This window comes from Nostocoides sp. F2B08, assembly GCF_009184895.1.
GTDB lineage: Bacteria > Actinomycetota > Actinomycetes > Actinomycetales > Dermatophilaceae > F2B08.
In genome coordinates this window covers 352,563-364,619 of sequence record NZ_WESE01000003.1, presented here as the reverse complement: position 1 = coordinate 364,619, position 12,057 = coordinate 352,563, and the positions used below count along the sequence as shown (strand labels likewise).

Sequence of the window (12,057 nt, the reverse complement as noted above, 5' to 3'; positions counted from 1 at the left end):
CCCGCGTCGCTCGGCGGATGAGCGCTTCGGTGTCTTCGAGGGTCACGCGTGTTCGAAGAGGTATGCGAAGGCGGGCTGGGTGTACGCGACGCCGCGGCCGGTGGCCCGGATCCGGTCGACGTTCACGCCGCCCGGGTCCTTGGGGACCAGGTAGCGGTCGAGCCCGTGCGTGACGAACTGGTACCGACCGTGTCGATGGTGCACGGCGGCGACCAGCCGCAGCCTCGGATCGAGCGCGGCCAGGCTGGCATCGCCGTGGCTGGCATTGGCGAGGAGCCATCCGCCAGGACGCAGGTGGCGGCCGCAGTGCTCCCAAACCGGCCCGGCGTACAGCGAGATGAGGAGGTCGACGTGGGCGTGAGGAAGGTCCAGGGGCACGGTGTAGTCGGCGCCGATGAACCGCACCTGGGTGCCGGCGCCGGGACGGGTACGCCCGGCCAACTCGCGTCCAACCAGCTCCGAGTCGGCGAAGAATCGCTGAGCGCGAGAGTCGGTGTCGACATAGACCACGGATGCGAACGCGGTCGAGGGAGACAGGTCGACGTAGCTGCCGGGATAGAGGACCCGGTCGATCGAGCACGCCTCGGCGACCTGGGCGAACAACGTCGACCGGTCCCCGATCGAGGCTCGATATTGCGACCATGTCACCAGCTTCGCCACCGGACCATCCAAGCACGAGGGCACCGCACCCCGGCGGCGCGCACTCTCGGGGACCGCCGTAGTGTCCCGTCATCGCGTAGCAGGACCGCCGGTCGCGCGGCGGAGGAAGCTCATCGGCACCCTCGAGCAGTTGTGTGCGGCCTCTCGGACCAACGTCATCCATGCCGGGCAGGGAGTGGAGGTCGAGCAGCAGGCTGCGATTCATCGAGACCGCCGCCGTAGACTCCGGCAGGTGAGTAGCCATCGGCCGTACCCAACGATGGAGGACGTCATCGGCGGCACCCCGCTGGTGCGTCTGCAGCGCCTTCCCGGGCCGGACAACGAACGCCGCGGCAACGTACTGCTCGCCAAGCTCGAGGGAAACAACCCGGCCGGCTCGGTGAAGGACCGGCCGGCGATCAGCATGATCCGCGGCGCCGAGGAGCGAGGGGAGATCTCTCCCGGGGACACGTTGCTGGAGGCCACGTCCGGCAACACCGGGATAGGTTTGGCGATGGCGGCGGCCATCAGCGGCTACCCCCTGATCCTCGTGATGCCCGAGGACGCCTCCATCGAGCGGATCCAGACAATGAAGGCGTACGGAGCGGAGTTGGTACTGACTTCGGCAGAGGGCAGCATGGAGGAGGCCCGCGACGTCGTGACGCGGATGGAGCGGGAGGGTAGAGGCCGCGTCTTGGACCAGTTCGGCAACCCGGACAACCCTCGTGCCCACGAGGAAGGCACGGGCCCGGAGCTGTGGCGCCAGACCGAGGGACGGATCACGCACTTCGTGTCCGCGATGGGTACCACCGGCACGATCACGGGGGTCTCGCGGTTCCTGAAGTCGCGCAACCCCGGTGTCCAGATCGTCGGAGCGCAGCCCGCGGAGGGCTCGAAGATCCCCGGGATCCGCGCTTGGCCACCGGAGTACGTGCCGAGGATCTTCGATCCGTCAGCGGTGGACCGGACCGTGGAGGTCACCCAGGCCGACGCCGAGGAGACGGCCCGCCGCCTGGCCCGCGAGGAGGGCATCTTCGGCGGTGTCTCCGCGGCCGGCGCGTGCTGGGCCGCCCTGCAGGTGGCCGAGGAGGTCCAGGCAGCGACGATCGTCTTCGTGGTCTGTGACCGCGGTGACCGGTACCTTTCCAGCGGCGTGTTCCCCGCCTGAAGGTCCTGGCCGACGCCGGGGGCCCTCTGTCGGGTGAGCGGCGGTCGGGCTCACCAGGTGGGCCTGGAAGTCGACCCTGATGAGGTTGCCCTCACCGGCTCCGACGCCGTGCCTCACAGACGTCGGTCGGCAATCCCCGGGTAGACGGCCTGGCAAGCATGCAGGAGCGGCTCGAGCTTCAGTGCTCGTGACGTTGAGCCCGACACCTTGAGTTTGCGGAAGAGCACGGCTTTGCCGAGCGGCAGCGTGCCCAGCAGCAGTTCGTGCATAGAGTCGGCGCTCAGGTCGGCGGTGAGCGTGGCATCGATGCCGATGGGCTCGAAGGTCGTGACGACAGGACGGGCCCTGCCGTCAACCCAGATGTCCGCCCCGGGGTCGTGCAGGCGGAAGTTGATCACCATCTGCTGGGCGACGAGTCCGCCCATCCGCTCGTCGTCGGCGACCGTCTCGAACATCTCGGAGAAGACTTCTCGGAGTTGCTCGGCGTCGGCGTAGATGCGTCCCACATCCGGAACCATACGGCGTGACCGGTCCGGGAGGGGTGGGAGGCGACTTCGAGCGACCGCCACTTCGGGCTGGGGGCAACCCACCCCCATCGCCCCCCACACTCGTCGACCGGGATCTGAGGCAGACGGGGTCAACCCCAACCGGCGCAGTATCCGATGGTGGGGACTGCGGCTGTGTCTGGACTGACATCGGGGAGAGATTCCGTCCGATCCGGGGCATCCGCCCCATGACGACGTCAAGCATGGGGTGCAGGCTTGGTCTATGGATAGCGAGGCTCTCCCCCTGGTCCCCTCTGCCGATGAGCTGCTGCACGCCCTCGGGCACGCGGTGATCGTGACGGACACGGAGGGGATTGTGTTGTCCTGGAACAGCGCCGCCGAGCAGCTGTACGGCTGGCCCGCCGCGGAGGCCGTGGGACGTCAGATAGCCGAGGTCACGGTGCCGGAGCTCTCCCGCCGGGCCGCCGCGGAGATCATGACTGCTCTTCGCGAGGGCCGTTCGTGGTCTGGCGGATTCCCGGTCCGACACCGCAGCGGGCACGTGATGCACGCCCTGGTCACCGATAGCGGCGTGTACCGCGACGGGAAGCTGATCGCCATCGTCGGCGTCTCTCTCAACCTCGCCGAAACCGTCCGGCACCTGATGGAACGCTCCAGCGACGCTGCAGTCGTGGTCGACGAGAACCACGTGGTCAGCTACGCCAGCCCTGCGGTCGCGAACCTCTTCGGCTGGCCGGTCGACGAGCTCGTGGGCACGGGACTTGCGGACCGCATCCACCCCGAGGACCACGAAGCCTTCGAGGATCTGCTGGCTGCCGACCCACTCCGGACGGAGCGAGTCGGTGAGCTCAGGGTCTGCGCAGACGGTGCGTGGTCGTGGGTGGAGCTGGCGGTGACCGATCTTTACGGACAGTCCGGGCCACCCGCACAGGTGTGCAACATTCGGCGCAGCGAGCGCCTCGCCCGCCTGGAGGAGCGCGAGCGCATCCTCGAGACCGTCCACTCCGAGGTGCTCCAGGACCTCTACGCCGCCGCGCTCGAGCTCGACCGCGCGCTGGCACACGCGGCCCCCTCGAGCGCAGTCCGGATCCATGCCGCTCGGGAGGCTATTGGGCTGGCCATGGTCGTTCTCCGCGAGGTGGTCAAGCCGTAGCGTCCAGGGCCCGAAGCTGTCGACACAAGCGGTGTTGAGTCCCCGGGGAGTGGCGGGGTTTGACGTTCGGTGCGGCTCAGCCGGAGGGGCAACCAACGCTTATCGCGAGAGCGTCTGCGTCGCCCGCCAACGAAGCCGCCAGCTCACCGGTCACGCTGCCATCGGCGAGCGGGTCGGCAGCCGCAGCGTTGACGCGTGGCGGATGGCCGCGGCTCGCCATGAGTGCCGCATGGCACCATTCATGGGTTGCCGGTCAGTGGGTTGGTCCACCGCTGCCATCGCCGGGGTCCTTGCCGGGAAGGGCCATGAGCCAGAGCGGCACCACGATCCCGAACGGCACCAGGGCGAGCAGCTGCCACCAGGGGTTGTGTCCTGCGTCTCGGAGCCTACGGGTGGCGACCGCCACCAGCGGCACGAGGCAGACCAGCAGGGCGACGGCACCGTAGCGCTCATCGAGCACCGTCGCCGCGCCGACGAGGAGGCCGACAGCAAGAAGGGCGAACCAGAACTCCGATCGACTGGCCCTGCCCTCGAAGTCGGGCCACCGCGTGGCAGCGCGCTCCACAGCCGTCGGGAAGGACACCGCGCGTGCCGGCTCGGACGGGTCGTCGTCGACCAGCCCGCGAGCCGCGATGGCCGCAGGCTCGGTTCCGAGGCTCGTGGCGAGAGCGGCTGCCGTGGCTCGGCCAGGTCGGCGCCCTCCCTCCACCCGTTGGATGGTTCGCACGCTGACTCCGCTCGCATCGGCCAGTTCTTCCTGGCTCCAGCCGCGTTCCAGCCTCAGTTCACGAAGGTTCACGTGAACACTCTCGCCGGAACACACCGCTCGGGACAACGTCACCGAGCCGCCACATACCCGCCAACTCGGCGAAGACCAGCACCTGCGGAAGTCGCGGCAGACAAACGAGCCGGTTTCGCCCCCTCGGTCCGCCGCGCGCGACACCACATGGTGATCCCCCATGGTTGCGCTAGACAGCCGGCCCTCTGCCGCACTGATCTTGCTGTGGTTCGGCGGCCCATCCGCGGGGTGCTGCGCGAGCGCCGTCGTCGGAACACCGCGGAGGCGAGGACCAGCGGTGTGGACGCGCCACAGCGCAGAACGAACCGGAGACCGGTCACGTCTTCGGCCCCCTCCGCTGCGTGACAGGACGCCGGTCATCGACGGCACCGGGCCGGCGCGACGTCCGCCTCGAGTCCGCTGGACTCGAAGAACGCCTAACGGTTGCGCAGCCGACGCGACAAGCGTGCCAGCCAGCCATGCCTCATGGGAACCGGCTCGCTACTCCCGGAGGACTGCGCTGCTGCCGCCCCGACGGCGCGTGCTCCGACAGCGTCGGCAGTGGTGCCGGTGCTCAAGATCGTCGGCGCAACCGCGAACACCGCGTGGTAGTGCCGGTCGCACACCCGCTCGCCGCCCTTGCTCGTGAAGGTGGCTTCGCGTTCGCATCGAGCGCACTTCATGTCGACCCCTCACCCCTGACAACCGATGAGGAACCATAGCGGATCACCTCCGGCCGGACTCGGTCTCGGTGCTCGGCGGGACGCCAGACCAGTCGGGAGGGGCCGAGGTTCACGGGATCACGGGGCCGAGTGAGAGCGTCCTCCTCACAACGCGGATGACCTGACGGGCGAGTCGCGCATACCGGCACTCGTGACTCGGGGGACAATGGCCGGTATGCCGTTGTACCGGGACGAGGGTGTCGTGCTGCGCACCCACAAGCTCGGCGAGGCCGACCGCATCGTCACCATCATGACCCGCACGCGCGGCAAGGTCCGCGCCGTCGCCAAGGGCATCCGCCGCACGAAGAGCCGGTTCGGCTCCCGGCTCGAGCCGGCGATGGTCGTCGACGTCCAGTGCTACGAGGGGCGCAACCTCGACACCATCACTCAGGCCGTGAGCCTGGCGACCTACGGCGACGCCATCGCCCGCGACTATCCGCGCTGGACTGCCGCGGCGGCCGCTCTGGAGACGTGTGACCGCCTCACGGAGGAGGGTGAGCCGAACCTCCAGCAGTACCTCCTCATCGCCGGGGCGCTCCGCTCGCTCGCTGACGACGTGCACGCCCCGGAGCTGGTGCTCGACGCATACCTCCTGCGCGCTCTGGCCGTCGCGGGCTGGGCGCCGAGCTTCCACGACTGCGCCCGCTGTGGCGACCCGGGTCCGCACCGGGCCTTCAACCTGGCCTCCGGCGGGGTGGTCTGCCCCGGCTGCCGTCCGCCCGGCTCGGCCGCTCCCGCCTCGGAGACCCTCAGGCTGCTCGCCGCGCTGCTCGCCGGGGACTGGGCCATCGCCGACGCCAGCGAGGTACGCCACCGACTCGAGGGCAGCGGCCTGACGAGCGCCTTCCTCCAGTGGCACCTGGAGCGGGGCGTGCGATCCCTACGCCTCGTCGAGCGCGCATAGGGTCAACACATGGCCTACGAGCGACCGTTCCCGCATCCCTCGGGCGCGCAGCCACCGGCGATTCCGGCCGAGGTCATGCCCCGGCACGTCGCGGTCGTCATGGACGGCAACGGCCGTTGGGCCAACGAGCGCGGACTACCGCGGACCAAGGGTCACGAGGCGGGGGAGGCCTCGTTGCTGGACGTGGTCGCCGGGGCGATCGAGATCGGCGTGACCCATCTGTCCGCATACGCCTTCTCCACCGAGAACTGGAAGCGCTCGCCCGAGGAGGTCCGCTTCCTCATGGGCTTCAACCGCGAGGTGATCCGTCGACGGCGGGACCAGCTGCACTCGTGGGGCGTGCGGATGCGCTGGGTCGGCCGTCGTCCGCGGTTGTGGTCCTCGGTCATCCGTGAGCTCGAGACCGCGCAGCAGATGACGCGCGACAACACCGGGCTGACGCTGTACTTCTGCGTCAACTACGGCGGCCGGGCCGAGATCGGAGACGCGGTGGCGCGCCTTGCTGAGGACGTGCGGCGCGGACGGCTCTCGCCGAAGCGGATCGACGAGAGCACTGTCGCGCGCTACCTGCCCGAACCGGACATGCCGGATGTCGACCTGTTCGTGCGCAGCTCGGGCGAGCAGCGCACCTCGAACTTCCTCCTCTGGCAGAGCGCCTACGCCGAGATGGTCTTCCAGGACCGGCTCTGGCCGGACTACTCCCGCCTCGATCTGTGGGAGGCGATCGAGACGTATGCGCGTCGCGACCGCCGCTACGGCGGCGCCGTGGACCTGGCGACGGACCGCGACGAAGGGACCGACCCGGTGTGACCGACGCACCGACACGGACGGATGTCGACGGCCCGACGCGCACGCGGGACCGGCGCGACCTCCTGCCCTACCTGCTCTCGGCGGTCATCGTCGTTCTCATCCTCAGCCGCTCGCGGATCGCGGACCTCATCGAGGCCAACGGGGCGCTGGCCACCTGGCTCACCGTGTTCGTCTCGATCGGTGTGCAGGCCCTGCCGTTCCTCGTGATGGGGGTCGTGCTCTCCGCGCTCATTGCGGTGTACGTGCCTGCCGACGCCCTGGCCAGATGGCTGCCGCAGCGGCCGGCCGCGGCGGTCCCGGTGGCGGGCCTGTCGGGCATGGTTCTCCCAGGCTGCGAGTGCGCATCGGTGCCGATCGCGGGCTCGTTGATGACCCGCGGCATCAGGCCCGCGGCGGCGCTGACCTTCCTTCTCGCAGCACCGGCCATCAACCCGATCGTCCTGGTCTCGACGGCGGTCGCCTTCAACGGTCGGTACGAGTTCGTCCTGGCCCGGTTCACCGCGTCTCTGCTCGTCGCCGTCGTCATGGGCTGGCTGTGGCTGTGGATCGGCGAGCGCCTGCCGCTGCGCATTCCCCGGCCGCACCAGCACGGCTCGACCCGGTTGGGGAGTTTCGTGGGCGCCGCGGGCCATGACCTCTTCCAGGCCGGCGGCTTCCTCGTCATCGGGTCGGCGGTGGCGGCGACCGTCAACGTCCTCGTACCGCGGGAGTGGATCGACTCACTGGCGGCGTCCCTCCTCCTCTCGGTCCTCATCCTCGCCGTCTTCGCCGTCGTCGTCGCCGTCTGCTCCGAGGCCGACGCGTTCATCGCCGCAAGCCTGAGCGCCTTCCCCCCGAGTGCCCAGCTGGCCTTCATGGTCGTCGGGCCTGCGGTGGACATCAAGCTCTTCGCGATGCAGGCGGGCACCTTCGGGCGTTCCTTCGCTCTGCGATTCGCCCCTGCCACATTCGTCGTGGCCGTCCTCGCGTCCATCCTCGTCGGAGGTCTGCTGCTGTGAACAGGCTGACCCAGGGCGTGATCATGGCTGTCATCGGGGTCATGGTCATCACGGCCACAGTGACGGGTCTGTACCTCAACTTCGTCAAGGAGGTCCTGCGCATCCCACTCGTGGTCTCGGCCGGACTGCTCATCCTCATGGGGCTCTACCAGGCCTTCGCCAGCGACAGCGGTGCGGAGGAGCCGGTGTCCCGGCCCGGGCACGAGGTGGCGCACGACAAGGTCTCCGCGGTCGGCTGGTTCCTCGTCGTCCCGTTCCTCATCATGAGCGTGGTCGTCCCGCCGCCACTCGGGTCCTACTCCGCGGAACGGGACACGGGTCTGGCGGCGTCTGCGGCAAGCGACGGAGGATGGGAGCCGCTGCCCGCGGAGGATCCGGTGACCCTCACGTTGGACGAGTTCCAGAGCCGTGCCCTGTTCGACGAGTCGGAGTCGCTGCGCGGGCGGACGATCCGACTTGTCGGGTTCGTCTCATCCGTCGAGTCGGGGGAGGGGTGGGCCATCACCCGGCTGTCGCTGAACTGCTGTGCTGCCGACGGCTATGCCCTCAAGGTCGACGTCATCGGCGGGCAGCGTCTTCCGGACGACACCTGGATCGAGGCCGTCGGCCGGTGGGTTCCGACACCGCCGAACGAGGACGGGTCGTACTCCCTGCCCATTCTCGAGATCGACTCCGTGCAGCAGATCGAGGCACCCGACAACCCGTACGAGTAGCGGGGCTTCGGGCTCTCAGGCGCAGTCTGCGCAGCGGCCGAAGATCTCGACGGTGTGGGTGACGTCGGTGAAGCCGTGCGCGGCGCTGACCGTCGCGGCCCAGCGCTCGACGGCCGGCCCGTCGATCTCCACCGTCCGGCCGCAGTCACGGCAGACAAGGTGGTGGTGGTGGCCCGTCGAACAGGCCCGGTAGACGGACTCGCCGTCGTCGGTCCGCAGCACGTCGATCTCGCCGTCGGCGGCCATCGCCTGCAGGTTGCGGTACACGGTGGCCAGACCGACCCTCGTGCCCCCTTGGGACAGACGGGCATGGAGCTCCTGCGCCGAGAGGAACTCATCGGTCCGGTCCAGAGCCGTCGCCAGGGCAGCCCGCTGACGCGTGACGCGCCGAGGCTCGGTCGCGGGCTGAGACGAGGACATGGGCTTCGTCGAGGTCAGGTCGGTCATGAGGATCGGGACAGCTCTCCGTGCTTGTCGTCGGTGTCGTGCCGGCCGTGGTCGATGTGGGTGGCGTGGTCACCGTGCTCGTCGTAGTGACCTTGGTGAGCGGCGTGACGGTGCCCGTCATGAAGGTAGTCGACGTGGTCGCCGTGGCGCACCGGCTCATGACCGCAGCCGGGGCCGTGCTCGTGGTCGTGCCGTCCGGGATGACGCCGCGTGCGGGAACGCACCCGCGTCACGACCGCACTGGCGACGGCCGTCACGATGAACACCGCGATGAGGATGAGCACGATCGTGCCTCCGGAGGGGGTCTCCGCGTAGAACGAGACGACGACGCCGGAGATCGCGGCGCCCACGCCGATGGCGGCCGCCCAGCGGATCGTCGAGGCGAAGCTCCGGCCGAGCCGCTGCGCGGTCGCGTTCGGCAGGATCATCAGGGCGCTGATGAGCAGAAGACCGACGATGCGCATCGAGACGACGACCGTCACCGCGGTGAGGACGGCCAGCGTGAGGTTGAGGGCCGTGACCCGCAGGCCGGTGGCCCGTGCGTACTCCTCGTCGATGGCGACAGCGAAGAGCCGCTGGCGCAGGACCGTCGCCGTCCCGACGACGACGACGCTGAGCACGGCGAACGCGACGAGGTCCGCCCGGGTCGTCGTCAGGATGGCGCCGAACAGGTAGCCGGTCAGGTTGGCGGCCGAGGCCGTCGACTGGCTGATCAGGACGACCCCACCCGCGATCCCGCCGTAGAACATCACGGCCAGAGCGACGTCCCCCGAGGTGCCGCCGCGCATCCTGAGCAGCTCGATGGCGATCGCCGCCAGGACCGCCGCGACGAGTGCCGTGAAGACCGGCTGCGTGCCGGTCAGGACACCCACGGCGACCCCCGCGAGCGCGACATGGCCCATGCCGTCACCGATGAGGGACATCCGGCGCTGGACGAGGAAGATGCCGACGAGTGGCGCCGCAAAGCCGACGAGCACCGCACCGATCAGTGCGTTGCGCATGAATTCGAAGGCGAGGATCTCGGTCATCTCACCCTCATTCAGGCCGTCGAACGGGTCGTGGCCGAGTCCAGAGGACCGGATCCGGGAGGGGTCGAAGGGACGCGGACGACGTCCTCGTCGATGTGGTGGTGGTCGGAGCCGATGGCATGCGCGGACGTGTGCAGTGCGTACTCGGCGCTGGTCCCGTCGAAGTCGATGTGGCCTGCGCTCACGCATACGACCCTTGACACGATGTCGCGCACGGCGTCGAGCTCGTGGGTCACGATGAGCATCGTCGTACCCGTCGCGGCAAGGCGACCGAGGACGTCGGCGAGGATGTGCTGGTTCGCCGTGTCGACCCCCGCCGTGGGCTCGTCCATGAGCAGGACCGAGGGCTGGGCGGCGAGCGCGCGAGCGATGAGCACCCGGCGCTGCTGGCCGCCGGAAAGATGGCTGACCTCCTCGCGGGCCCGGTCCGTCAGACCGACCGTCTCGATCGCCTCGTCGACGAGGCGCCGATCCTCGGCGCCCGCGCGGCGCCACCACGGGCGGTGGGGGAGTCGCCCGCAGGCGACGACTTCGCGGACGGTGGCCGAAACCGAGGTGGACAGGGAGTGGTGTTGCGGGACGTAGCCGATCGACGTGCGGTCCGACAGCTGCGCGAGCGGTGTGCCCAGCACCTCGACCTCCCCGCCGAGATGCTCCGCCAGACCGAGCACCCCACGGACGATCGTCGACTTGCCGGAGCCGTTGGGGCCGAGGAGAGCGACTACGTCGCCCGGCTCCACCGTCAGCGACACGCCCGCGACGACTCGGCGGTCGGCATAGCCGAAGGCCGCGTCGCGCAGGACGAGCGTGGAAGGTGTCATGGTCGACGGTGTCCGGTCATCGCAGGAGGCCCGTCAGGAGCAATCCTGACCCTCGCGGAGTGTCTGCAAATTGGCGCGCATGATCTCAAAGTAGTCGGTCCCGGCCGAGGCGTCCGTCAGGCCCTCGATGGGATCGAGGACGCGGACCTCGGCATCGGCTTCGCGCGCGATCGTCTCCGCGAGGGAGGGGTCGACGAGCGTCTCCGCATACACAGTCGTCACGCCGGTCTCGCGGACGTGCTCGACGAGGTCGCGGATCTGGGCCGCGGTCGGCTCGCTCTCCGGCGTGAGTCCGGCGATGCCCTTCTGGCGCAGGTCGTAGCGGTCGGCGAGGTAGCCGAAGGCCGCATGCCCGGTGACCAGGTCGCGGGAGGTGCACGTCTCCAGTCCCGCGGCGAACTCGTCGTCGATCGCCGTGAGCTCGTCGGTGAAGTCCGCGAGTCCTGCCTCGTACGTGGATACGCCGTCCGGGTCCAGCTCCACCAGTCGGTTCGCGACCGCCTGGGCGACCGCTGCGTAGCGGATCGGGTCGAGCCAGAAGTGCGGGTCGGTGCCGCCCTCGTGGGAGTGCTCGGCGTGTTCCTCCTCCGTCTCGCCGCTGTGGTCGTGTCCGTCGTCCTCGGCCATCACCATGAGGTCGGCGAACTCGCCGACCTCGAGGGCGGAGTCCGCTGCGACCGTCGACACGGCGTCGTCGACCGCGGGCTGGAAGTCGGAGAGGAAGACGACGAGGTCGGTCTCGCCCAGCTCGGCCACCTGCCTCGGAGTCAGCTCGGCGTCGTGGGGGTCGGCACCCGGCTGGGTCAGGGTGCTCACCGCGACCCGGTCCCCGCCGATGCGCTGCACCGCGAGCTCGATCGGGTAGAAGGCCGCGCTCACCTCGAGGGTCGGCTCCACCGGGGCCGGCCCAGCCGAAGGCTCCGTGGTCGTCGTTCCCTCGGCCTCAGGCCCGGACGCGGCTGGGTCCGAGCTGCAGGCGGCGAGCGATCCGGCGAGGGCGATGGCGAGGGCGCCGAACGTGCGGTTCATGAGAATCATTCTCGCTCGCGTTGAGAATGATTGTCAAAATCGTCAGGCGCCGGTCCGGGGATTGGCTCGGGTGACCGCCGCTACGACCACGAGCGCGATGACGGCGATGCGCATGAACCGGTCGACGGCGCTGAACCGGGGCCAACCGAGGTACAGCAGCCACGTGAGGAAGACCGCGACCACGGCGATGAGCACCCAGCCGACGGAGGGGATGAGGACCCCGGCGACCATGAGGCCGAGGATGAGCAGGAACGGCGCCCACTTCGGCCACTCCGACAGACGCTTGACCAGGGGGTAGCTGGCGGACTCGATCGACTCGCGGAGGCTGGGCACGGGCCCGA

Annotated in this window: 14 protein-coding genes; 6 read left to right on the top strand and 8 right to left on the bottom strand. The window is 69.6% G+C overall.

The window, feature by feature from the left end; genetic code table 11:
- Window positions 1-42: 42 nt before the first annotated feature.
- Window positions 43-660, bottom strand: a complete 618-nt coding sequence (locus GA707_RS09135; protein WP_226963660.1) for a hypothetical protein — start codon at window positions 658-660, stop codon at window positions 43-45.
- A 259-nt stretch (window positions 661-919) separates the two neighbouring features.
- Between GA707_RS09135 and cysM the strand changes: the two genes are divergently transcribed.
- Window positions 920-1,807 (top strand): cysteine synthase CysM, encoded by an 888-nt coding sequence (cysM, locus tag GA707_RS09130; RefSeq protein ID WP_152178271.1) that lies wholly within the window; start codon window positions 920-922, stop codon window positions 1,805-1,807.
- Between the two features lie 113 nt (window positions 1,808-1,920).
- Here cysM and GA707_RS09125 read toward each other — a convergent pair whose 3' ends face one another.
- Window positions 1,921-2,262 carry an SCP2 sterol-binding domain-containing protein gene (locus GA707_RS09125; RefSeq protein ID WP_193315248.1) on the bottom strand — a complete coding sequence of 114 codons (342 nt, stop codon included), beginning with the start codon at window positions 2,260-2,262 and terminating at the stop codon, window positions 1,921-1,923.
- 313 nt (window positions 2,263-2,575) lie between these two features.
- On the opposite strand from GA707_RS09125, the gene GA707_RS09120 reads away from it, so the two are divergent.
- Complete coding sequence (locus tag GA707_RS09120) at window positions 2,576-3,466, top strand: PAS domain S-box protein (protein ID WP_152178101.1); 891 nt, start codon at window positions 2,576-2,578, stop codon at window positions 3,464-3,466.
- A gap of 253 nt (window positions 3,467-3,719) precedes the next feature.
- On the opposite strand, the gene GA707_RS20810 is transcribed toward GA707_RS09120, so the two are convergent.
- Complete coding sequence (locus tag GA707_RS20810; protein ID WP_226963658.1) at window positions 3,720-4,265, bottom strand: DUF805 domain-containing protein; 546 nt, start codon at window positions 4,263-4,265, stop codon at window positions 3,720-3,722.
- 876 nt (window positions 4,266-5,141) lie between these two features.
- Between GA707_RS20810 and recO the strand changes: the two genes are divergently transcribed.
- Genes recO through GA707_RS09095 form a run of 4 tightly spaced genes read left to right on the top strand, consistent with a single transcriptional unit; the run spans window position 5,142 to window position 8,391 of the window.
- Window positions 5,142-5,870 (top strand): DNA repair protein RecO, encoded by a 729-nt coding sequence (gene recO, locus GA707_RS09110; protein WP_152178100.1) that lies wholly within the window; start codon window positions 5,142-5,144, stop codon window positions 5,868-5,870.
- A 9-nt stretch (window positions 5,871-5,879) separates the two neighbouring features.
- The gene (locus GA707_RS09105; RefSeq protein WP_152178099.1) at window positions 5,880-6,680 is read left to right on the top strand and encodes an isoprenyl transferase; all 801 of its coding nucleotides are present in this window, start codon (window positions 5,880-5,882) and stop codon (window positions 6,678-6,680) included.
- On the top strand, window positions 6,677-7,678 hold the full coding sequence (locus tag GA707_RS09100; protein ID WP_152178098.1) for a permease: 1,002 nt from the start codon (window positions 6,677-6,679) through the stop codon (window positions 7,676-7,678). Before GA707_RS09105 ends, GA707_RS09100 begins: the two co-directional genes overlap by 4 nt.
- Window positions 7,675-8,391: a TIGR03943 family protein gene (locus GA707_RS09095; protein ID WP_152178097.1), complete on the top strand. Its 717-nt coding sequence runs from the start codon at window positions 7,675-7,677 to the stop codon at window positions 8,389-8,391. Before GA707_RS09100 ends, GA707_RS09095 begins: the two co-directional genes overlap by 4 nt.
- Window positions 8,392-8,406: 15 nt before the next feature.
- On the opposite strand, the gene GA707_RS09090 is transcribed toward GA707_RS09095, so the two are convergent.
- Genes GA707_RS09090 through GA707_RS09070 form a run of 5 tightly spaced genes read right to left on the bottom strand, consistent with a single transcriptional unit; the run spans window position 8,407 to window position 12,049 of the window.
- Window positions 8,407-8,838, bottom strand: coding sequence for a Fur family transcriptional regulator (locus tag GA707_RS09090; RefSeq protein WP_226963657.1), 432 nt, complete (start codon window positions 8,836-8,838; stop codon window positions 8,407-8,409).
- Window positions 8,835-9,866: a metal ABC transporter permease gene (locus GA707_RS09085; protein ID WP_152178096.1), complete on the bottom strand. Its 1,032-nt coding sequence runs from the start codon at window positions 9,864-9,866 to the stop codon at window positions 8,835-8,837. Before GA707_RS09085 ends, GA707_RS09090 begins: the two co-directional genes overlap by 4 nt.
- An 11-nt stretch (window positions 9,867-9,877) precedes the next feature.
- Entirely contained in the window at window positions 9,878-10,687 is an 810-nt protein-coding gene (locus GA707_RS09080) for a metal ABC transporter ATP-binding protein (RefSeq protein WP_152178095.1), read from the bottom strand.
- Window positions 10,688-10,720: 33 nt separating this feature from the next.
- Window positions 10,721-11,716 carry a metal ABC transporter substrate-binding protein gene (locus tag GA707_RS09075; protein WP_152178094.1) on the bottom strand — a complete coding sequence of 332 codons (996 nt, stop codon included), beginning with the start codon at window positions 11,714-11,716 and terminating at the stop codon, window positions 10,721-10,723.
- Between the two features lie 42 nt (window positions 11,717-11,758).
- Window positions 11,759-12,049, bottom strand: a complete 291-nt coding sequence (locus GA707_RS09070) for a DUF6703 family protein (protein WP_152178093.1) — start codon at window positions 12,047-12,049, stop codon at window positions 11,759-11,761.
- Between the last annotated feature and the right edge of the window lie 8 nt (window positions 12,050-12,057).

Excerpts from the sequence above, each read along its gene's own strand:
- GA707_RS09125 (WP_193315248.1), bottom strand. The coding sequence starts at position 2,262 with ATGTTCGAGACGGTCGCCGACGACGAGCGGATGGGCGGACTCGTCGCC.
- GA707_RS09105 (WP_152178099.1), top strand. The coding sequence starts at position 5,880 with ATGGCCTACGAGCGACCGTTCCCGCATCCCTCGGGCGCGCAGCCACCG.
- GA707_RS09075 (WP_152178094.1), bottom strand. The coding sequence starts at position 11,716 with ATGAACCGCACGTTCGGCGCCCTCGCCATCGCCCTCGCCGGATCGCTC.
- GA707_RS09085 (WP_152178096.1), bottom strand. The coding sequence starts at position 9,866 with ATGACCGAGATCCTCGCCTTCGAATTCATGCGCAACGCACTGATCGGT.
- GA707_RS09090 (WP_226963657.1), bottom strand. The coding sequence starts at position 8,838 with ATGACCGACCTGACCTCGACGAAGCCCATGTCCTCGTCTCAGCCCGCG.
- recO (WP_152178100.1), top strand. The coding sequence starts at position 5,142 with ATGCCGTTGTACCGGGACGAGGGTGTCGTGCTGCGCACCCACAAGCTC.
- GA707_RS09080 (WP_152178095.1), bottom strand. The coding sequence starts at position 10,687 with ATGACACCTTCCACGCTCGTCCTGCGCGACGCGGCCTTCGGCTATGCC.
- GA707_RS09120 (WP_152178101.1), top strand. The coding sequence starts at position 2,576 with ATGGATAGCGAGGCTCTCCCCCTGGTCCCCTCTGCCGATGAGCTGCTG.
- cysM (WP_152178271.1), top strand. The coding sequence starts at position 920 with ATGGAGGACGTCATCGGCGGCACCCCGCTGGTGCGTCTGCAGCGCCTT.